The organism is Saccharomonospora sp. NPDC046836 (assembly GCF_040645195.1).
Taxonomy (GTDB): Bacteria; Actinomycetota; Actinomycetes; order Mycobacteriales; family Pseudonocardiaceae; genus Prauserella_A.
This window is the reverse complement of the sequence record NZ_JBEYXW010000018.1, coordinates 54,313-72,851: the sequence shown is the minus strand read 5'-3', so window position 1 is coordinate 72,851 and position 18,539 is coordinate 54,313. Positions and strand designations below refer to the sequence as shown.

Annotated in this window: 18 protein-coding genes; 9 read left to right on the top strand and 9 right to left on the bottom strand. The window is 69.4% G+C overall.

Going from position 1 to position 18,539, the window contains the following annotated elements; translation table 11 throughout:
- Positions 1-4 precede the first annotated feature (4 nt).
- Entirely contained in the window at positions 5-703 is a 699-nt protein-coding gene (locus tag ABZ863_RS20760) for an SRPBCC domain-containing protein (RefSeq protein WP_358538010.1), read from the top strand.
- Between the two features lie 19 nt (positions 704-722).
- Here ABZ863_RS20760 and ABZ863_RS20755 read toward each other — a convergent pair whose 3' ends face one another.
- The 4 genes from ABZ863_RS20755 to ABZ863_RS20740 form a co-directional block, all read right to left on the bottom strand.
- The gene (locus ABZ863_RS20755) at positions 723-1,409 is read right to left on the bottom strand and encodes a hypothetical protein (protein ID WP_358538007.1); all 687 of its coding nucleotides are present in this window, start codon (positions 1,407-1,409) and stop codon (positions 723-725) included.
- 85 nt (positions 1,410-1,494) lie between these two features.
- Positions 1,495-3,345: a dynamin family protein gene (locus ABZ863_RS20750; protein ID WP_358538172.1), complete on the bottom strand. Its 1,851-nt coding sequence runs from the start codon at positions 3,343-3,345 to the stop codon at positions 1,495-1,497.
- 14 nt (positions 3,346-3,359) lie between these two features.
- Positions 3,360-3,746 carry a nucleotide exchange factor GrpE gene (grpE, locus tag ABZ863_RS20745; RefSeq protein WP_358538170.1) on the bottom strand — a complete coding sequence of 129 codons (387 nt, stop codon included), beginning with the start codon at positions 3,744-3,746 and terminating at the stop codon, positions 3,360-3,362.
- Between the two features lie 41 nt (positions 3,747-3,787).
- On the bottom strand, positions 3,788-5,362 hold the full coding sequence (locus ABZ863_RS20740; protein ID WP_358538004.1) for a dynamin family protein: 1,575 nt from the start codon (positions 5,360-5,362) through the stop codon (positions 3,788-3,790).
- A 151-nt stretch (positions 5,363-5,513) separates the two neighbouring features.
- On the opposite strand from ABZ863_RS20740, the gene ABZ863_RS20735 reads away from it, so the two are divergent.
- Together ABZ863_RS20735 and ABZ863_RS20730 are read left to right on the top strand one after the other, a co-directional pair.
- Positions 5,514-6,671: a histidine kinase gene (locus ABZ863_RS20735; RefSeq protein ID WP_358538167.1), complete on the top strand. Its 1,158-nt coding sequence runs from the start codon at positions 5,514-5,516 to the stop codon at positions 6,669-6,671.
- Positions 6,668-7,324 (top strand): response regulator transcription factor, encoded by a 657-nt coding sequence (locus ABZ863_RS20730; protein WP_358538002.1) that lies wholly within the window; start codon positions 6,668-6,670, stop codon positions 7,322-7,324. Before ABZ863_RS20735 ends, ABZ863_RS20730 begins: the two co-directional genes overlap by 4 nt.
- A 1-nt stretch (position 7,325) precedes the next feature.
- Here the strand turns inward: ABZ863_RS20730 and ABZ863_RS20725 are convergent, their stop codons facing one another.
- The 3 genes from ABZ863_RS20725 to ABZ863_RS20715 all read right to left on the bottom strand — a co-directional run bounded on the left by ABZ863_RS20725 (position 7,326) and on the right by ABZ863_RS20715 (position 9,435).
- Positions 7,326-7,862: a hypothetical protein gene (locus ABZ863_RS20725; RefSeq protein WP_358538000.1), complete on the bottom strand. Its 537-nt coding sequence runs from the start codon at positions 7,860-7,862 to the stop codon at positions 7,326-7,328.
- Positions 7,863-7,936: 74 nt separating this feature from the next.
- Positions 7,937-8,857, bottom strand: a complete 921-nt coding sequence (locus tag ABZ863_RS20720; RefSeq protein WP_358538165.1) for an SDR family oxidoreductase — start codon at positions 8,855-8,857, stop codon at positions 7,937-7,939.
- A gap of 2 nt (positions 8,858-8,859) precedes the next feature.
- Positions 8,860-9,435 (bottom strand): TetR/AcrR family transcriptional regulator, encoded by a 576-nt coding sequence (locus ABZ863_RS20715; RefSeq protein WP_358537997.1) that lies wholly within the window; start codon positions 9,433-9,435, stop codon positions 8,860-8,862.
- A gap of 255 nt (positions 9,436-9,690) precedes the next feature.
- Between ABZ863_RS20715 and ABZ863_RS20710 the strand changes: the two genes are divergently transcribed.
- The 4 genes from ABZ863_RS20710 to trmB all read left to right on the top strand — a co-directional run bounded on the left by ABZ863_RS20710 (position 9,691) and on the right by trmB (position 12,931).
- Complete coding sequence (locus tag ABZ863_RS20710) at positions 9,691-10,632, top strand: ATP-binding cassette domain-containing protein (RefSeq protein WP_358537995.1); 942 nt, start codon at positions 9,691-9,693, stop codon at positions 10,630-10,632.
- A 26-nt stretch (positions 10,633-10,658) separates the two neighbouring features.
- Positions 10,659-11,426, top strand: coding sequence for an ABC transporter permease (locus ABZ863_RS20705; RefSeq protein WP_358537993.1), 768 nt, complete (start codon positions 10,659-10,661; stop codon positions 11,424-11,426).
- Positions 11,427-11,715: 289 nt separating this feature from the next.
- Positions 11,716-12,210, top strand: a complete 495-nt coding sequence (locus tag ABZ863_RS20700) for a hypothetical protein (RefSeq protein ID WP_358538163.1) — start codon at positions 11,716-11,718, stop codon at positions 12,208-12,210.
- 22 nt (positions 12,211-12,232) lie between these two features.
- Positions 12,233-12,931 (top strand): tRNA (guanosine(46)-N7)-methyltransferase TrmB, encoded by a 699-nt coding sequence (gene trmB, locus ABZ863_RS20695; RefSeq protein WP_358537991.1) that lies wholly within the window; start codon positions 12,233-12,235, stop codon positions 12,929-12,931.
- A 124-nt stretch (positions 12,932-13,055) separates the two neighbouring features.
- On the opposite strand, the gene ABZ863_RS20690 is transcribed toward trmB, so the two are convergent.
- Entirely contained in the window at positions 13,056-15,281 is a 2,226-nt protein-coding gene (locus ABZ863_RS20690; RefSeq protein ID WP_358537989.1) for an FtsX-like permease family protein, read from the bottom strand.
- Positions 15,278-15,997: an ABC transporter ATP-binding protein gene (locus ABZ863_RS20685; RefSeq protein ID WP_358537988.1), complete on the bottom strand. Its 720-nt coding sequence runs from the start codon at positions 15,995-15,997 to the stop codon at positions 15,278-15,280. Before ABZ863_RS20685 ends, ABZ863_RS20690 begins: the two co-directional genes overlap by 4 nt.
- A gap of 144 nt (positions 15,998-16,141) precedes the next feature.
- Between ABZ863_RS20685 and ABZ863_RS20680 the strand changes: the two genes are divergently transcribed.
- Complete coding sequence (locus ABZ863_RS20680; RefSeq protein ID WP_358537986.1) at positions 16,142-17,878, top strand: histidine kinase; 1,737 nt, start codon at positions 16,142-16,144, stop codon at positions 17,876-17,878.
- Positions 17,875-18,534, top strand: a complete 660-nt coding sequence (locus ABZ863_RS20675) for a response regulator transcription factor (protein WP_358537984.1) — start codon at positions 17,875-17,877, stop codon at positions 18,532-18,534. The genes ABZ863_RS20680 and ABZ863_RS20675 overlap by 4 nt, the downstream gene beginning before the upstream one ends.
- Positions 18,535-18,539 lie beyond the last annotated feature (5 nt).

Here is an 18,539-nt window from a genome sequence, read left to right as displayed (position 1 = left end):
ACTGATGAACACCAGCAGCCCGACGGGCGACACCAAGCGGCCGATCCTCGAGTTGGTGGTCAACGCCTCACAGGCCGAGGTCTGGCGGGCGGTGAGCACCACCGAAGCCCTACACGAGTGGTTCGGCTACGACTACGACGATCGACATGGCGGCCGTCCGGAGCGTCCCGCTGCCGGGCTCGATGACGAGGTACGCGCCTTCGTGGAAGATTCGACACTCCTCCCACCCGGGCGCATCGTGTTCGAGGACGACACCGAACTCACCCTCACCGCCGACGGCCGGCACACCATCGTGCGTCTCGTGGTACCCGAGGTCGCGGACGCGACATGGGAGGAGCTGTACGAGGGCGTCGCGGAGGGCTGGCGCTTCTACCTGGAACAGCTGCGCTTCTGGCTGGAGGCGGCACCGAAGGGCGCTCGCCGCACCGTTTACCTGGCCGGGGAGGCGACGGGACCAGAGGTGATCGCGCTGGTAGGCCCGGGCACGCCGTGGTACGACGCCAGCGTGGTCACCCGCGACGGCTGGCTGATCTCCGTCGGCGCCGACCCGAACGCCATGGAACTCGCCCAGGTCAACGTGATCGTATCCACCTACGGTCTCGACGACACCGCTTTCGCCGCCATCCGGGAGAACTGGGCCGCCCGCTGGCGCGCCACAGCCAAGAACCCTGAGGTCATCACCGTGGAACGCGCGGCGATCTAGTCCCGGGCGCGACCGTGCCTTAGTTCTGGCTGATCCACTGGCCCGTGGTCGAGTCGATCTTGGCAACGCCCTCGACGGCCTGCTGGCCCCCACCCCAGAGGCTGTCGCTGCCAGCGGCCACACCGGACCCGCTGCCCTTCTCGGTCCACTCGCCGTCGCCGGTGTGCTCCAGCACCGTGGACTCGCCGTCCGGGCCGATGACGACCGCAACGTCGGCCTCGCCGTCACCGTCGACATCAGTGAACGCGATCGTGTTGCCGCTGCCGTCCTCGACCACCGCGGTGTCGTTGACGCCGTCGGAGTCCGTGTCCACCGTGGCGGGACCGACCTCGACATCGCCCTGGGGCATGTCGGCCGTGATCACGCCACCCGAGCTGGTCTGTGTCTCCCCGGCGTCGGCGCCGGGGTCACCGGACTCGATCGACACCCAGTCGCCGCTGGCCTCGTCGTAACTCGCGTGCGCGACGATATCGCCCTGCGCGTCGATCGCGATGTACTCGTCGGCCTCGCCGTCGCCGTTGTTGTCGATGAACGCCTGACCACTGCCGTCCGAGTGCTCGATGAGTGCGGTGTCGTTGACGCCGTCCTCGTCGATGTCGAAGTTGACGTCGGCGGAGTAGTCCTCGCCGTCGACGGTGACACTCATCTCATCCGAGGTACCGGTGGTGTCACCGGTGTCCGAGCCACCGTTCTCGTCGACCCACACTCCGAACGCCCCCTCTGGTCAGGGTTGCTTGCTGATTCTTTCTTGGGACTCACGTTATTCCGGTTCGGTTCCCCGCACCAGTTCCTTACTCTGCCCGGGCCCGGTCACGCAGAGTGCGGATTCGGCCGAGGAAGGCCTCAGCGCGCTCTCTGCCCTCGGCCACGTCCTTGATCCGCTTGGTGACCAGTGCGAGCTTCTTGGACCGCTCCTGCGCATCCATCTTGATGGTCTTGTCGACCTCCTTGAGCTCAGCCTCGATCGCCTCGATGCGCCTGCTCAACGCATCGTCCAGTGCCAGTGCGAGCTGCTGCTCCGCCTCGATGAGCTGCTCGGCGACCAGCTGGTCCAGCGTGGAACGCGCGTCGGCGATCGACTCGACGAGCCATTGCTTTGTGTGCTGTTTGTCAGCGGCATGCCTGCGCGTGCGTGCCATCCACCAGCCCGCACCGAGCCCGATCACGATCGTCGCGGGCAGCACCACCGGGTTGAACAGCGCGAAGCCGGCCAGCGGCGCGGCCGCGAGTTTCGCCGCCCCGGCACCGCCGGAGACGCCCATGAACACCAGCAGCTTGTCCTCCGCGGTCGGCGGTCGCTTGTCCGGTGGCCGCAGCACCACCGGCGGACCGCCGCCACGGGCGAACTGGGCACGAATGATGTCGAGCTCCTCCGCCGAGAACAGCTCGGCGAGCGCGACATCGGTGACCTGGTTGAGCCGGTGCGCGAGCTGGCCCGACACCCGCTGCGAGATCGTCTGCAGCGCCATGTCCACCTGCTGCGGCAGCTGCACGAGCTGCTCGCGATCGGCGGAGTCGATCTGCTGGCGGAAATACGACTGGGCGTCCCGCATCTGCCTGCTTGCCTCGTGGCCGAGCTCGACGCGCGTGCGCTGCACCTCGCCGCGCAGCTTCAGCTGCCAGCCGCGGGTGGACGAACGGCGTTCCACGGTGAGCTCGTCGCGCCGGGCCCGCAGCTGCTCGGCCTCCGACTCGCCGGACGACAGCGCCCTGCGCTCGGCGTTGAGGATCGCGTGCTGCTCGGCGAGCGCGCTGGACAGCGCCCGCAGGGTGTTGGCCTCGCCGAGCATCACCGACCGGCCGACCAGCAGCTCCTGCAACGCGCCCTGCAGCTCGGCGACGCCGGACTTCTCCCGCAGCATGGTCGCGGCCTGCTCGTTCGGGGCCCGGCCGGCCATCTCGAACATGCGCGCCGAAACCGGGTGGATCAGCGCGTCGGCGAAACGGGGCGCGTGCTCGGCAAGCAGGGCACGGTCGGCGTCGAGCACCTCACGCCAGCCACGGAACTGGTCGATCTTCGACAGCGCGAACAACACGGTCTCGACCCGGTCGGCCATCGCGCGCAGGAACTGCAGCTCGGTGGCGGTGAACGGTGCGGAAGCGTCGACGACGAACAACAGCGCCGTTGCGTTTGCGGCCGCCTCCATCGCGAGCTCGCCGTGCGCCGAGTCGAGGCCGCCGACACCGGGCGTGTCGACCAGCGAAAGGCGTTCCAGCAGCGGGACGGGGCCGCAGACCTCGACATAACGTGGTGGGAGCTGGCCCTCGGGAAGCTCGTGCGCTGCCGAGACCCAGCGGATCAGCTCCTCCAAGGGGAAGCCGACGGGCGCCAGCTGCCCTGGATAGCAGGCCTTGGCGAGCCAGTCCTCGGCATGGTCGAACACCAGGTACGTCGCTGTGGCGACCTCGGCGTCGACGGGGGAGAGGCCCGGCGTGGCCAGCAACGCGTTGACCAGCGAGCTCTTGCCACGATTGGTCTCGCCGACCACCACCACCGACGGCTTCGTCGAGCGTGCCCGGCGCTGCTCCTCGACCCACTTCGCGACCTGCGGGTCCAGTTCCCGCAGCGTGGCCAGCAACGACTCGCGTGCCTGCTTGACCTGCGCGGGCAGTGTCGGCTTGCCGGCCGAGGGTGCCGTGATCACAGCACCGGACTTTATCGCCTTGTGTAAACGGTCACGATCGGCGCGCGCAGCAGCCGGTCGTGATCGAGAAACCCGACGACCTCGGTCTCCGCGACGGTGCCCTCCAGGCCGGCGTCCTCGGTCGGCACCGCACCGCCCGCCTCGTGCAGCGTCGGGTCGAACCGCTGACCGTCGGGGCGCAGGGCATGTACGCCGATCCCGGCGAGACCCTGCTCGATGCGCTCGGCGACGCCACCGCTGCGCGCGCGGTCCATCGCGTACAAGCACAACTGGATCAGTGCCTGGCGATCAGCGAGCGCCTGCTCGTGGTCGATCGGGATGGCGGCGAGTCCTACGGGTTCCACGTCGCCTTTCGACGCGGTACCCGCCGGTGCGGTTCCCCCTCCGAGCGCAGGGATCTGGCCGGTCGGCTCGTCGTTCTGCTTACGGAACCAGGAGCTCACCGGGCACCGCCCACCTGCTCGCGCAGCTGTTGCCAGATGAGGAAGTAGGCCCGGTGCACGACGTGCGCCACCCGGCTCTGCGCAGGCGTCGCGCCGAACGAGGCGAAGGAGCGCCACCAGCCCGCCCGCTCCAGCGCGTACGTCGCGAGACCGGCTCGCGACTCGCCGGGCTTGCCGAGCTGCGCGGGGATCTCGGCATTGCTGCCGACGCGCAGCACCTCCTCGCTGAGATCCGGCGGCATCTCCACTGCCCCGGATGCCACGAGCGTGAGTGCCTCGAGCAACCGCAGCTGGTGCGCCTCGGGCTTGGCGAGCAGCACCTCGATGGCGTCGTGCACGCGCTGGCGCTCCGCCGGGTCACCGGAGGCGTGCGCCAGCGCGGTGATCGAGGCCAGCGCGGCGGCGGCCTTGATCCCGTCGGCGCGGGCGGCGAACACGGTCGCCAGCCGCGAGCGCACTGCGGCTAGCCCCGATGCCTCCAGCAGCCGACGGCGCAACGTTCCCGCGGTGATCTCCGGATCGGCACGGATGATCTCGACAGCGTGCCGGATGCCGAAGAGATCGAGCTTCTCCAGCAACCGCACCCGCACACCGGCAGGCACCTCGCACTCCCAGCTGGTGAACATGTCCGCCGAGAGCAGCATCATCTCGAGGATGTCCTCCTCGAGGCCGACCAGGCGGCGCAGCGCGTCCGCGTCGGCCGAGGTGAACTGGCCCGACTCGGCGGTCTCGGCGAGCAGCCCGATCACCGGCAGCACGTCGGCAACCCGCGGCTTGAGCGTGTCGGCCTGCCGCTCGGCGAGCATGGACGCGGCCTTCCACACGTCGCCGTCCGAACCGTCCACCGACTCCGGCGCGATCGTGTCGGCCTTGTTCAGCGCGGCGATCGCGTTGACCGGCCCCGCCTCGCGGCTGGCGGTGGCCGCGGTGAACGCGGCGAGCGCCTGCTGGTCGTCGGCCCTGATGCCCTGCGTGACCACGTAGAGCACGGCCTCGGCACCGGCGACGGCATTGCGTGAGGTCTCGTCGAGCTCGCCGGTGCCGTCGCCGTCCCCGTCGTCCTCGGCTGCCTTGGCGGCGCCGAGCAGCTGCTCGGTGCGCGACACCGACGCCGCGTCCAGCGAGCCGAGGCCGGGGGTGTCGATCACGGTCATGCCCTGCAGCACCGCGTTGGTCAGGTATGCCTCGATGTGGGACACCTCGTCGATGTCCACGCCCAGCTCGGCCGGGATCATCCCGTCCGGCGCGAACGGCAGCACCTGCTTGCGCCCGTCGGTGAACACCACCTCGATGCGGTCAACGGTGCCGTACTGAAAGCGGGTGACGAGCCGGGTGCACTCACCCACGTCGGTCGGCGCGACGCGGCGCCCGATCAGCGCGTTGACCAGTGTGGACTTACCGGACTTGATCCGGCCGGCGACAGCGACCTGCAACGGCGCGCCGAGCCTGCGCAGGACCTCGGCGAACCCGGTTGCCGTCCGCGGTGAGACCTGCGGCTGCAGCCGACGGCACAGGTTGGCCACCGAGGTCGACAGTGGACCCGCCAACCGCACGCCTTCCACCGCCGTCATGCCGCTCACCCCTCGTTCGCTCCGGCGATCCTCCCACCGCGTCATCCTGTACGCGCAGCCGCAGTGCGACTGCAGGTGGACGCGGGGCGATGTCCTCGCACCCTACTGTTGGACGGTGCGCCGGCTCAGTCTGTGGATGCGGATGCACCCGATGGTCGGCGACAGCCTCATCGCGGTGCTACTGCTGCTCATCGACACCGCGTACTTCTTCGTGTCGATGTTCGAGGTGGTCCCGCATCACCTCCCGCCGTGGTACCTGGCGCTGCCGATGGACATCGTCACGGTGCTGCCGCTGATCCTGCGCCGGAAGTACCCGGTGTTCTCCGCCTACGCCCTGCTCGTGCTCGGCGCCGTGCATGCGTGGCTGGCTCTCGGTCTCACCGCCGCCGTGGCGAGCGGGATCAGCGTCTACAGCGTCGTCGTCTATGTGGGCCGACGGCAGGGCGTGCTGTACCTCGCGTCGATCACCATCGCCTCGGTGGGCCAGCTGTATGTGCAGTTCGACGAGGAATGGGTCATCAACGCCATCGTGTCCACCCTCTACATGGCGTTCTGCTGGGTGCTCGGTGAGTTCGTCGGCGCACGCCGCGCCTACCAGGCCGAGCTGGAAGCGCGGCTGCACCTGCTGGAGACCGAACGCGATCAGGCGGCCCGGATCGCCGTCGCCGAGGAGCGTGGACGTATCGCCAGGGAGCTGCACGATGTCGTCGCCCACGCGGTGAGCGTGATGGTCGTGCACGCCGACGGCGCCTCCTACGCCATCCGCGCCAACCCTGGCCTTGCCGAGACCGCCGTCCGAACCATCTCCGACACCGGCCGCGCGGCGCTGGCCGAGCTGCGCAGGCTGCTCGACGTACTGCGCGGCGAGGAGACCGACGCCGAGCCGAGAGTGCCGCAGCCGACCGCTGCCGACCTTGCCGATCTCGTGGCACGGATGCGCAGTGCGGGCCTGCCGGTGGAGCTGGACGTCGGCGAGCTGGGGGAGCTGCCGGCGGGCGTGTCGCTCGGCGTGTACCGGATCGTGCAGGAGTCGCTGACCAACGCCTTCAAACACGCCGGCAACGGGGCGCGGGCGCAGGTTCAGGTGCATCGCTATGTCGACACGATCGACGTCGAGGTGAACGACGACGGCGCTGGAAAGGCGCGGCAGCTGGTGCCCGCCGACGGCGAGCGGCCGGTACCCGGCGGCAACGGCCTGATCGGCATGCGCGAGCGCGCGAACGTTTATGGCGGAACGCTCACCGTCGGCCCGCGCCCCGGCGGCGGCTGGCAGGTACACGCCCGGTTGCCCGTTAGGTTGGACCGGTGATCCGGGTCTTGGTGGTCGACGATCAGGAGCTCATGCGCGTCGGGTTCCGGATGGTCCTCGGCGCGCAGGAGGACATCGAGGTCACCGGTGAGGCGGGGGACGGCGCCGAGGCGGTGCGGCTGGCAGGGGAGCTGCTCCCGGACGTGGTGCTGATGGACGTGCGGATGCCGGTGCTCGACGGTGTCGAGGCGACAAGGCGGATCGTGACCGCGGGCACCTCGAAGGTGCTCGTGATGACCACCTTCGACCTCGACGAGTACGTGTACTCGGCGCTGCAGGGCGGTGCGAGCGGGTTCCTGCTGAAGGACACGCCACCGGACCATCTCGTGTCGGCACTGCGCGCGGTGGCCAGCGGCGACGCGGTTGTCTCGCCCGGGGTGACCAAACGGCTGCTGGAACGCTTCCTCGGCGCGGGCGCGCCGGCGCCGCGCGATGCCTCGGTGCTCGACGCCCTCACCGGCCGGGAGCGGGAAGTGCTCACGCTGGTCGCGAAAGGACTGTCGAACACCGAGATCGCCGAGAAGCTCTTCCTGTCCGAGGCGACGGTGAAGACCCACGTTGGCCGGATCCTGGCGAAACTCGACCTCCGCGACCGGGTGCAGGCGGTGGTGCTCGCCTACGAGACCGGGCTGGCCCGTCCAGGACTCGGTTAGGTCAGTCGGTGACGTACCACTGACCGTCGATGAACTCCAGCACGGAGTCGCCGAGGTCGCCGCTGGTGAACGTGGCCGTGGCCTGGACCGCGCTCGCTGGGATCGCGACCTTGGTCGGCGACTCCACGGTGATCCCGTTCTCGTCGACAGTGGCGCCCCGCAGCGCCTGCTTCTGGTCGGGCGAGATCAGCTGGAACATCAGGCCGAAGGTCTCGGCGCACGAGCCGAATCCCTGGTCCTCTGCCCTTTTCGCGGCCGGGCCCGCGATCTCGCAGGCAGTGTCGGTGTCCTCGCTGCCCACCGCGGCGAGGAACTGCTCGAACCGTTCGATCGCGCCCGCGGTCCCCGGGCTGGCCTCCTCCACCGGGCTGGTCGTCTCCACCGGAGCCGACGACTCCGGCGACGAGCTCGGCGTTGTGGTCGTCGCCTCCGCGGCGCCGGACGTGGGCGAGGCGGGCTCCGACTCTGCCGGTTCAGTCCCGCCACACCCAGCCAGCACGGCAGCGGCCAACATGATCACGCCCGCGAATGCCCGCATTACTACCCCCGTCCGTCTAGTGACAGCGGAAGCATAACTGTCACAAACGGGTCCGATGGGCAATACGGGAAAAGTCAACCGTTCCGGTACTGCGCCATGTCGACGGCGTGGATGTCCAGGCCTGCCTGGAAGACCTCGCGGAACCAGCGGCCGAAGTCCGGCTGGGTGCCGTCGACGTCCGTGATGCCGTAGGTGTGCATGAGAGTCCACGACGCGAGCGTCTGCCCGGCGAAGCGGTCGACCTCCGGGTCGGTGGCGAGCGCGACGACCCCGCGTGCGAGATAGTAGGGCGTCTCGGACAGGGCGAACTCGGGACGTTCGTCGGTCACGGCGTCCCGCCAGTTGTCCTCGGTCACGCCGTAGAGGTCCAGCATGGCCTCCGAGCGCAGGTAGCCCGGCGTGACGGCCAGCCCGGTGCAGCCGTGCTTGGCGAGCTCGGTGCCGAGTGCCCTGCCGAGTGCCCGGATGCCGGATTTCACCAGATAGTAGGGAATTCCCGCACCGACGTAGTCATCGGTGTCACCGTCGGTCACCTCGATCACCAGGCCACCAGCCTTACGCGTGACCAACGGCAACAGCCGGTGTAGTGCGATCAGGTGCGTCTCCACGCCGTTGCGCACCATGGTGAGCGCGTTGTCCAGATCGGACTCCCAGTAGGCGGCCGTGAAGTCGGCATACGGGTCACCTCCCCAGACGTCGTCGACGAGGATGTCCAACCTGCCATCCACTTCGGACTCGATGCGGGAGCGAAGTGCGTCCACATCGGGCACCGAGGTGAAGTCGCAGCGCACCGCGATGCCAGTACCGCCGGCGGCGGACACCAGCTCCGCCGTCTCCTCGATTGTTTCCGGCCTGCCCATCGGCGACTGTTGCGCACGCGTCGTGCGTCCGGTGACGAACACCGTGGCACCGGCCCGGCCCAGCTCGACGGCGATCGCCCGCCCGCAGCCCCGCGTCGCTCCGGCGACCACAGCAACCTTGCCCCGCAGCGGCATGTTCATCCGTACCAGCTCCCCACTATCGAATCGATGTCCTCGGCGAGACGGTCTGCCAGCTCGCCGTCCGGCCGGATCGACCAGTCCACGGCCGCGCCGTTCACGGTTGCCAGCAACGCACGGGCCGCCCGTTCCGGCGCGGGTCCGCGCCACCCTGGGCCGGTTGCGCGCCGGATGAGCTCGCACAGTTCGGCTTGCAGCGCGGCATACTGGAGGCCGAGTAGCTTGCGCAGCACGGGATCGCCGATGTCGACGCCGAGCTGGCCGAGATGGTTTGCCGCGGTGGCCGCATCACCGAGTCCGGAGTAGACAGCCACGAGTGCATCGCGTAGTCCGTCCCGCGGTGTGGCCGCCGCATCGGCGACCGTACGCAGTTGCTCGACGGATTGGCGTGCACCTGCCTCACTCAACGCGCGCAACAGACCACGCTTCGAACCGAACCGTTGCGCCACACTGCCGACGGCCACCCCGGCCTCCTCGGCGACCTGCGCGAGCGTGAATCCGGGCCCTGTCCTGCCAATCACCACACTCAACGCGGCGAGCAGGCGCTCGTCACTGATACTCCGCGGTCTCGCCACCGTGTAATTGAACCACCATTCATTAACTTTGGCCAACCGAGTTCAGGGTTCTCTCAGGGTCATCACGGATCGCGGACTACTGCCGGATGGTCCAAGCTACGACTACAGGGGAATGACAAGGTCGGTCTGCAGGATGACGCGCCGCGGGGGCCCGTTGAGTCACGATGGGTACGGGCGCGGGCAGAAAGACCCGGTTCATCGCCCCGCATACCAGGCAAGCGTCACTGCGGCCGCCCGCCGCACCAGGAGGACATGATGATCGAGGCACAGGGCCTCACCAAGCGGTACGGTAAGACGCTGGCGGTCGACAGTCTGTCGTTCAGCGTCACTTCCGGCCGGGTCACCGGCTTCCTCGGGCCGAACGGCGCCGGCAAGTCCACGACAATGCGGATGATCCTCGGCCTGGACAATCCCACGACCGGTCAGGTGCGCATCGGTGGCAAGCGCTACCACGAACTCACGCATCCACTTCGGACAGTAGGAGCACTGCTCGACGCGAAATGGGTGCACCCCAACCGCTCCGCACGCGCGCACCTCGCGTGGATGGCGAAGTCCAACAAGATCTCACCGAAACGGGTCGACGAGGTACTCGAGATCGTCGGACTGACCAGCGTCGCGAGCAAGCGCGCAGGCGGGTTCTCGCTGGGCATGTCGCAGCGCCTCGGCATCGCCGCCGCGCTGCTCGGTGACCCTGAGGTGCTGCTCTTCGACGAGCCGGTCAACGGTCTCGACCCCGAGGGCATCCTGTGGATCCGCAAGTTCATGCACCGGCTCGCCGAGGAAGGCCGCACGGTCTTCGTCTCCAGCCACCTGCTCTCGGAGATGGCGCTGACGGCAAGCGAGCTCGTCGTGATCGGCAAGGGAAAGCTGATCGCACAGAGCAGCACCGAGGAGTTCGTCGCGCGCGCCACCGACAGCACCGTCAAGGTGCGCAGCCCGCAGCTGGGCAAGCTCCGCGATGCACTCGCCAAGGCCAGCGCCCAGCTCGCCGACAGCGACGGCGCGCTCATTGTGTCCGGTTTGGACAGCGCGAAGATCGGTGAGATCGCGATGGACAACGGCGTTGTGCTGCACGAGCTGAGCCCGCAGCGCGGCTCGCTCGAGGAGGCGTTCATGCAGATCACCGGTGACTCGGTGGAGTACCACGCGGACCTCGAGGCCGAGGCTCAGCACGTGACCGCCCCCACCGCCGGCTGACGACTTACCCAGAAACCGAGGAAACGATGACTCTGCTCGCAGTCGAACGGATCAAACTGCTGACCACGAGGTCGCCGTGGTGGTGTGCTGCGGCCGCCATCGCACTGACCGTGGGCTTCACCGCGCTCGTGGTCGCCAACGCCGACGAACGGTTCCCGGCGACCGTCGCCACCACGCAGTTCGGTTACAGCTTCGGACTCGCGGTGATCATGGTGCTCGCCGCGCTGGCGGTGACCACCGAGTACCGCTTCGGCACCATCCGCACCACCTTCCAGGCCGTGCCCAACCGCGCTGCCGCACTGGTCGCGAAGACCACGGTGATCGCGATCCTTTCGCTGGTCCTCGGCGAGATCATCGCGTTCGCGTGCTGGGGGCTGTCGACGCTCCTGCAGCCCGAAGCCGACCTCGCGCTCAACAGCACCGCGGACTGGATCAACGTCGCGGGCGTCGGGGTGGTCTTCGCACTCACCTCGGTGATCGCGGTGGCCGTCGGCATCCTGATCCGGCACAGCGCGGGCGCCATCTCGCTGCTGCTGATCTACAACCTCGCCGTCGAGAGCCTCATCCGGCTCATTCCGACCATCGGTAACGACATCTACGAGTGGCTGCCCTTCAACGTCGCCAACAAGTTCCTCACCGGTGACGGGGCATCGAACATGGGCCGCGCTCCGGATGCAGGGGCGCCCATGTCCACCTCGACGCTGAGCCCCGGCTGGGCACTCGCCTACTTCGCGGGCGTCGCGGTGGTGCTGCTGGCCATCGCGATCACCACCGCACGGCGACGGGACGCCTGAGCACGAAGAAGACCACCACAGGGAAACATCCGCATCCGCTCGCAGCATTCGGGGCGTGACGGAGGCGGATAACGGGGAAAGGTGACGAGGTCCGGGCCGCGATCGGGGGCGGCCCGGACCTCGTTGCGTTATGCGGCATCGAAGCACCGCATTAAGACCCGGTTAACTCTCTGTGAGAGCCCCCACTTGGCCCAGCGTATGGCCCTGGAGCGGGGGATATTGGGGGCGACCCGTCAGGACTCTACGGAGGTGACCCTTGACGGTGACAGATATTCCCCGCTTGGAACCGATGGTCGAGCTCGAATGGTCGCGGGCCATCGAACTACCCAGGGCCGCAGGGACGGCGACCCGACCGGCCGACATCCGTGTTGCGTGGGTGCACCGCGCGCCCGAGGACCGCGTGCTGGCGCTCTACCGTGCCGCGTGCGCAAACGACGAACCCGTGCCGTCGCCGTGGTGGCTACGTGCCGTGGCCGCCGGTGCACTCGAATCACGCGAGCTCGGCTTCCGCATCGAGGACCGTATCGACAAACTGCTCGGTAGACGCCCCGGGTGGGAGTACGTGCCGTGGGCCGCCGACGGCGAGTCGGGCTACTGGGAGTTCATGCCGTCCGAGGGCGGGCGCAGCGGTCATCGCATTCCCACCACGATCCTCAACACCGAACGCCACCCTGGCTGGATCGACGTCCTGCCCGCGCACAGTGGGATCACCCCGGAGCCGATCGCCGTCGCCGGGCTCGGCGGGCTGCGTGCGCGGCTGGGGGAGTTCGAAGCAGTGCGCTGAACCGCGGCTATCGTGCCTGCTCGTGGAAAGCGAGCAGCAGCCGCGGCTGCGCAGCGTGGTCAGCTACGTCAAGCGTGGCGGGCGGATGACGGTCGGGCAGCAACGTGCCTGGGACACCGTGTGGCCGAAAATCGGACGGCCGGTGCCCCGGCTCGACCCGGGCCCGATCGACTTCGCCGGGTGGTTCGGCCGGTCGGCGCCGGTCATCCTGGAGATCGGCTCCGGCATGGGCGAGACGACCTCGCAGCTGGCGGCGGCGGCTCCCGAGGTCAACTACGTCGCCGTCGAGGTCTACGACGCCGGGCTCGGCCAGCTGATGCTGCGTGCCGAAACGCTCGGGGTGGAGAACCTGCGCCTGCTGCACGGCGATGCTGTGCCCCTGCTCACCGAGCATGTGCGGCCGGAGTCGCTCGCGGGCGTGCGGATCTTCTTCCCCGACCCGTGGCCGAAGAAGCGGCACCACAAGCGGCGGCTGATCCAGCCCGACTTCGTGCGGCTGATCGCCTCACGGATCGCCGTCGGCGGCACGCTGCACCTGGCCACGGACTGGGAGAACTACGCCGAGCAGATGCTCGAGGTGTGCGCTGCGGAGCCGACCCTGCGCAACCGGTTCGACGGCTGGGCACCGCGGCCGGAATGGCGCCCGGTGACGAAGTTCGAGCGGCGGGCCGAGGAGGAGGGCCGGGCCAGCCACGACCTGATCTTCGAGAAGCTGCCGTGACCGGCGAGTGCTGCACCTTGGGCTCACCGACCTCGAGCAGGCACAGGTGAACACCTTCCGGCATGCCCTGCACACCTGTGCCCGCCGCCTGACCACCACCCGTCCCAGCGCGCCGTGAGGGTCGCTACTCCTCGGCGAGGGACTCCGCGCGCACCCGGTTCAGTGCGGGGCGGCAGACGGACGCGGCCAGCACGGCCACCCCGGCACCCAGCACCACCGGCGCCAGAATCCACGGGCTCAGCACAACCGCTCCGTCCTCGACGAGGATGAACAGGCCCATCCCGACGAGCACGCCGACAGCCCCGGCACCCAACGTGGCCACCAGCGCGGGCATCGCGGCCTCGGTACGCAGTGCCCGCGCGAGCAGGCGCACCGGCGTACCGGCTGCGATCAGCGCACCGAACGTACGGCGCCGGTCCATGACCGATCCGGCGGTCGCGATCGCCGCGCTGCACCCGCTGAGTACCGCAGCCACGATCAGGCCGAGCACGGTGACGCGTCGCAGGTCCGACAACAGCATCTGCTGATCAGCGAGCAGCGCCTGCCTGCTCTCGATCTGCAGACCCCCGGCCGCACCTGCCAGTGCCGTGCGCACGACCTCGCCGTTGTTCGCCGCCGTGGGCACCGCGACGGTCACCTGCTCGGGAGTGACCCCGGCAGGCAGGACCGCCGGATCGATGATCGGCGTACTGGACATGCCGGGGTCCGTCGCGCGGATGGGCTGCGTCGGGATGTTCGCTGCGAGTGGTACCCCCGGCGCACCCCATTCGGTGGTCACCGTGACACCACGCAGGGCGAGCGGGTACTGGCTGTAGATACCGGGTGTTCCCGCGCAGGCGTCCGACATGTCCAGCCGCAGGAGCGTGCCCGCCGTCACGCAGTCGAGCACCAGCGCCTCCTGCCCGGAGTCCGGCCCGTTCATGAGCATGACCGAACCGACCGCGACAGCACGTTCCCGCTGCCCGTAGCGAGCAAGCTCGGTGTTCGTCCGCTCGACGATCTGCCCGGCGCCGGCCGCATCGGTCGTCACGTACAGCACGGAGTCACGGAACGGCGAGCTGGAACCGGCCATCGACTCGAACGTCGGCAGCAGCGTCAACGCCATCGAGCCGGTGAACACCGCGAGCACGACACCGGCGGACGCCCGGTAGGCGCCACGCGGGTCGTCCCGCAGGCGCCGCCCGGCCAGCAGCGTCGCCGGCCTGCGCCAGATCCGCACGAACACGCCGCCGATCGCCGAGGTGACCCACGGCCCCACGAACGCGGCGGAGCCGACGATCAGCGCGAGCCCGAGAAGTGCCGGCGACAGGTCCGATGATGTCGAGACGACGTAGCCGAAGAACAGTCCGGCCAGTGGCAGAGGCAGCAGCCGCCACCAGTGCAGCGGCTTGCGCTCGTGTGCGCCGGTGGCCCCCAGCGGCGTCAACATCACCCTGCGCAGCCCGAGGACGGCGGCGAGCAACACGAGTGCCGGGATGGCAAGGACGAGCACCACGGCCAGTACGGCAGGCAGCTGGAAATCGGAGGGCTGCCAGGTGCCACCGCCCCACGGGATGATCGCGGCGAGCCGGTGCAGCAGCAGCGGGCTGATCGCCGCACCGAGCAGGGCACCACCGGCCGCGGCGATCGTCGTCTCCGCCGCCACCATCGCGATCACCTGCCGCGGAGTGGCACCGGCCAGCCGCAACGCGGCCAGTCTGCGCTCCCTGCGCGCGGCGGTGAGCCGCGCCGACGACGCCACCAGCACCAGGCTCGGTACCAGCAGCACGACCACGCCAACACCGGCGAGCGCCTGCAGCAGTGGGTCCTGCTCGGCCCCACCGACACCGAACCCGTGCTGCTGCCAGGCGACCGGCGGCATGGTCGCCGGATCGTGCCCGACGAGGGCGACCAGCTGGTCCGGGTACTTCAGCGCCTCCGTGCCGATGGTCCCGATCACATCACCGCCGAACCGGTCGGCGAGCTGCGACCCCGGCAGCCGGTCCGTGAGCCGGGCCAGTGCGGGCGAGAGCAGCGCCTCACCAGGGCCTGGCAGCCGCTCGATGCCCGGCGGCAGCTCGATCGTCGCCGGATCGCTGAGCGCGGCAACGTCCACGCGGGTGATCTTGTCGCCACGGGTGAAGTCGTCGGTCGTGGTCAGCGCGAGCGTGGCAGGGCCGTCCTCCCCCGACCCGTAGGACGGCACCTGCCACATCGACCGCTCGCCCCGTGCCTCGGTGGCGAACGGCAGGCCGACGAGCAACAACACCAGCCCGGTCGCGACGGCCACGCCGAGACCGGTCAGGATCGCCGAGGCCCTGGTGCGCCGGTCGGCACGCAGCACCCGCAGCGCGAGGCGGACGCTGTTCATGCCGTTGCCCCCGCGTCGATCCGGCCGTCACGAATGGTCACCGTCCGGGGAACGGAAGCGGCGAGGTCGCGGTCGTGGGTCACGAGCACGACCGCGGCACCGGACTCACCGGCAGCGGCCAGCAACGCGGCCATGGTGGCCCGTCCGGTGCGGGAGTCCAGTGCGCCGGTCGGTTCATCGGCGAAGATCACGCTCGGCCGGTGCGCCAGCGCCCGCGCGATCGCCACCCGCTGCGCCTCACCCCCGGAGAGCTCACCCGGCCTGCGCTTCTCCTTGCCGGAAAGCCCGAGCCTGCCCAGCCACTCGCGCGCGGCGGACAGCGCGTCCGACCGCGACCGCCCGCCGAGGAGCAGGGGCAGCGCGGCATTCTCCTCCGCAGTGAGCTCGGCGACGAGGAACCCCGACTGAAAGACGAACCCGAACTCGGTACGGCGCAGCTCGCTGCGCTTGGTCTCGCCAAGCTGGTCGATGCGGGTGCCGCCGAGCAGCACCGCACCCGAATCAACAGGCAGGATGCCGGCCAGCACGTGCAGCAACGAGGTCTTGCCCGAGCCGGAAGGGCCGACGATGGCGACCGCCTCGCCCGGCTGGATGTCGATGTCCACACCGGCCAACGCGTGCTGCGTGCCGTAGCGTTTCACGAGGCCGCGCCCGGACAGCGCGGGGCGGGTTGCTGTCGCAAGTGGACCGCGCGGATCTGTCGTCTGTGTTGGCATGCACGAAAGCGTCCCGCGTCGGCCCGGGTCACCACTTCGGACAGAAGGTCAGGTCCTGACCCGCGGACCTCAGCCGATCGGCCGAGGCGACACCGGCCTGTCGGCCAAGGTGCGCGGCGACGGAAATCCTCTACGGTCGCCATTGTGTTCGCACCACAATCCCGGCGCAAGGTCGCCGACTTCCTGCAGCGGCTCGGCCTACCCGGCATCGTGCTGCTGGCCGCACTGCTGTGCGACCTGGTCATCATCGGCTTCGCCAGCTTCGACCACATCGGACCCATGGGTTCAGACCTTTTCCTGCTGCCAGGAATCCTGGCGCTGTCGGCCTGTGCGCTGTGGGCACGGACGCAGCCGGTGGCGGCAATGTGGACCGGCGCCGTCACCATCGTCGCCAGTACCGTCGTGATCCGCACCGCCCACGCCAGTGCCTACACCGCGCTGCTGCCGCACATCTCGTTCGCCGAGACCGTGGCCGGTCTCGAGCTGGTGTTCTTCTGCGTACGTGCCGCCAACGCCGCGATCGCGTTCGTGTCGACGTTCGCCTTGGTCAGTGCCGCCCTGCTCGCTGTGCTCGGCCGGGCCTCGATCATCGGCAGCAGCTCGAGCCTGACGGAAGCAGCCGTGGTCGGCCTGGTGTTGCTGGTCGTGACCGTCGTGGTCGCAGTGCAACTACGCAAACCGGTACCGCGCAAGGCTCCTTCCGCGGTGATGTCACTGGTACGCAGGCAGTGGCCCCTGGTGGGCGCACTCACGCTGGCACTCTTCTTCGACACCTACGTGTTGATGTTGTTCTCGTCCAACATCGCGGGATTGCTCCTGCTGTGTACCTCGGCCGGTGCCGCACTGGCCGCCGTTCTGGCAGCGCGCTACCCCCTCCGCGCCGCGCTCGCACTGGCCGGCCTGATGGCGGTGGGCGCGCTCGCGATGACCGGGCTCGGCCTCGGCGGGCCGTACTACAACCTCGGCGGGTTCACGTTCACACACGTGCTCGCGGGGATGACCGTCGTGGTGCTACTGGTGCGGCAGGAGCGGCCGGGACCGGTAGCAGGCAGCATCGGCCTGCTCAGCGCGGTCATCGCCGGTGGCGCCGTCGTGAACGTCACCCGCAACGATGTCGACGCGGTGCGCCTTCTCGGCGTCGGGGCACTGCTACTGCTGGGGATCGCCGTGGCGATCGGGCTCTACCTCCGGGCCCGTGACTCCGAGCGAACGCGGGCAGTCGAGGTGGCGGTGAGCGACGCGCAGACCGCCGAGCGGATGGCGCTCGCCCGCGAGCTGCACGACGTGGTCGCCCACCACGTGACCGGGATCGTGGTACAGGCACAGGCGGCGAAGCTGCTCGGCGCGAAGGACCCGCACGTCATCACAGATGCGCTCGGGCAGATCGAGAACGCAGGTACCGAGGCGCTGGCCGCGATGCGCAGGCTGGTGCGGAGCATGCGCGGCGACGCCCCCGCTGGCAGCAGCGAGTTCAGTGAGCAGGCCACCACCGATTTCGTCGCCGACCTGCAGCGCCTCGTCGAGGCGGGTAACCACGGAATACCCACAGAACTCGAGCTGGACCTGCCGCCGGGACTGCCTCAGGAGGTGTCGCGCTCGGCGCTGCGGATCGTGCAGGAGTCGCTGACCAACGTCGGCAAGCACGCCACGGGTGCGAGCAGGGCAGTCGTGTCGGCAGGCGTCGCAACCGGGGAGCTGCACATCCGGGTGAGTGACGACGGGGCCGGTGCGTCACCACCGGCGGGATCGGGTGGATACGGTCTGATCGGTATGCGCGAGCGGGTGGACCTGCTGCGTGGACGGCTCTCGGCCGGTCCAGGCCCCGACGGTGGCTGGCTTGTCGAGGTGTGGCTGCCGGTGGACGGGGAAGGGGAACAGTGATCCGGGTACTGATCGCCGACGACCAGGACATGGTACGGATCGGGTTCCGCATGATCCTCGACGCGCAGGATGACATCGAGGTGGTCGCCGACGTCCCGGACGGCATCGAGGCCGTGCGCAGGGCCCGTGAGCTGCGGCCGGACGTGTGCCTGCTCGACATCCGGATGCCGGGTATGGACGGTCTGCAGGTCACCAAGCAGCTCGCCGGTCCGGACGTCGCCGACCCGTTGAAGGTCGTGGTCGTGACGACGTTCGACCTGGACGAGTACGTGAACGCGGCATTGCAGGGCGGCGCGTCCGGTTTCCTGCTCAAGGACGCCGGGCCGGCGTTGCTGATCGAGGCGATCCGCGCCGCCGCCCGAGGGGACGCGTTGGTGTCCCCGCAGATCACGGTGCGGCTGCTCAAGCATTTCGGCACGCAGCCGAAGTCCCGCGTGGTGGCCGAGCAGCCGGCGGAGCCGCTCACCCCGCGCGAGCTCGATGTCGTCAAGGCGACCGCGCGCGGGCTCACCAACACCGAGATCGGCGCAGAGCTGTTTCTCTCGGTGTCCACCATCAAGACGCACCTGGCCTCCGTGCAGGGCAAGATCGGCGCGCGTAACCGGGTGGAGATCGCCGCGTGGGCGTGGCGCAACGGCGTCGTCGACGACGAGTAGCTCAC

Bases quoted from the DNA above. Each gene is read 5' to 3' on its own strand.
- ABZ863_RS20760 (WP_358538010.1), top strand. From the start codon at position 5: ATGAACACCAGCAGCCCGACGGGCGACACCAAGCGGCCGATCCTCGAG.
- ABZ863_RS20740 (WP_358538004.1), bottom strand. From the start codon at position 5,362: ATGACGGCGGTGGAAGGCGTGCGGTTGGCGGGTCCACTGTCGACCTCG.
- ABZ863_RS20735 (WP_358538167.1), top strand. From the start codon at position 5,514: ATGGTCGGCGACAGCCTCATCGCGGTGCTACTGCTGCTCATCGACACC.
- ABZ863_RS20725 (WP_358538000.1), bottom strand. From the start codon at position 7,862: ATGCGGGCATTCGCGGGCGTGATCATGTTGGCCGCTGCCGTGCTGGCT.
- ABZ863_RS20720 (WP_358538165.1), bottom strand. From the start codon at position 8,857: ATGCCGCTGCGGGGCAAGGTTGCTGTGGTCGCCGGAGCGACGCGGGGC.
- ABZ863_RS20710 (WP_358537995.1), top strand. From the start codon at position 9,691: ATGATCGAGGCACAGGGCCTCACCAAGCGGTACGGTAAGACGCTGGCG.
- ABZ863_RS20705 (WP_358537993.1), top strand. From the start codon at position 10,659: ATGACTCTGCTCGCAGTCGAACGGATCAAACTGCTGACCACGAGGTCG.
- ABZ863_RS20700 (WP_358538163.1), top strand. From the start codon at position 11,716: ATGGTCGAGCTCGAATGGTCGCGGGCCATCGAACTACCCAGGGCCGCA.
- ABZ863_RS20690 (WP_358537989.1), bottom strand. From the start codon at position 15,281: ATGAACAGCGTCCGCCTCGCGCTGCGGGTGCTGCGTGCCGACCGGCGC.
- ABZ863_RS20685 (WP_358537988.1), bottom strand. From the start codon at position 15,997: ATGCCAACACAGACGACAGATCCGCGCGGTCCACTTGCGACAGCAACC.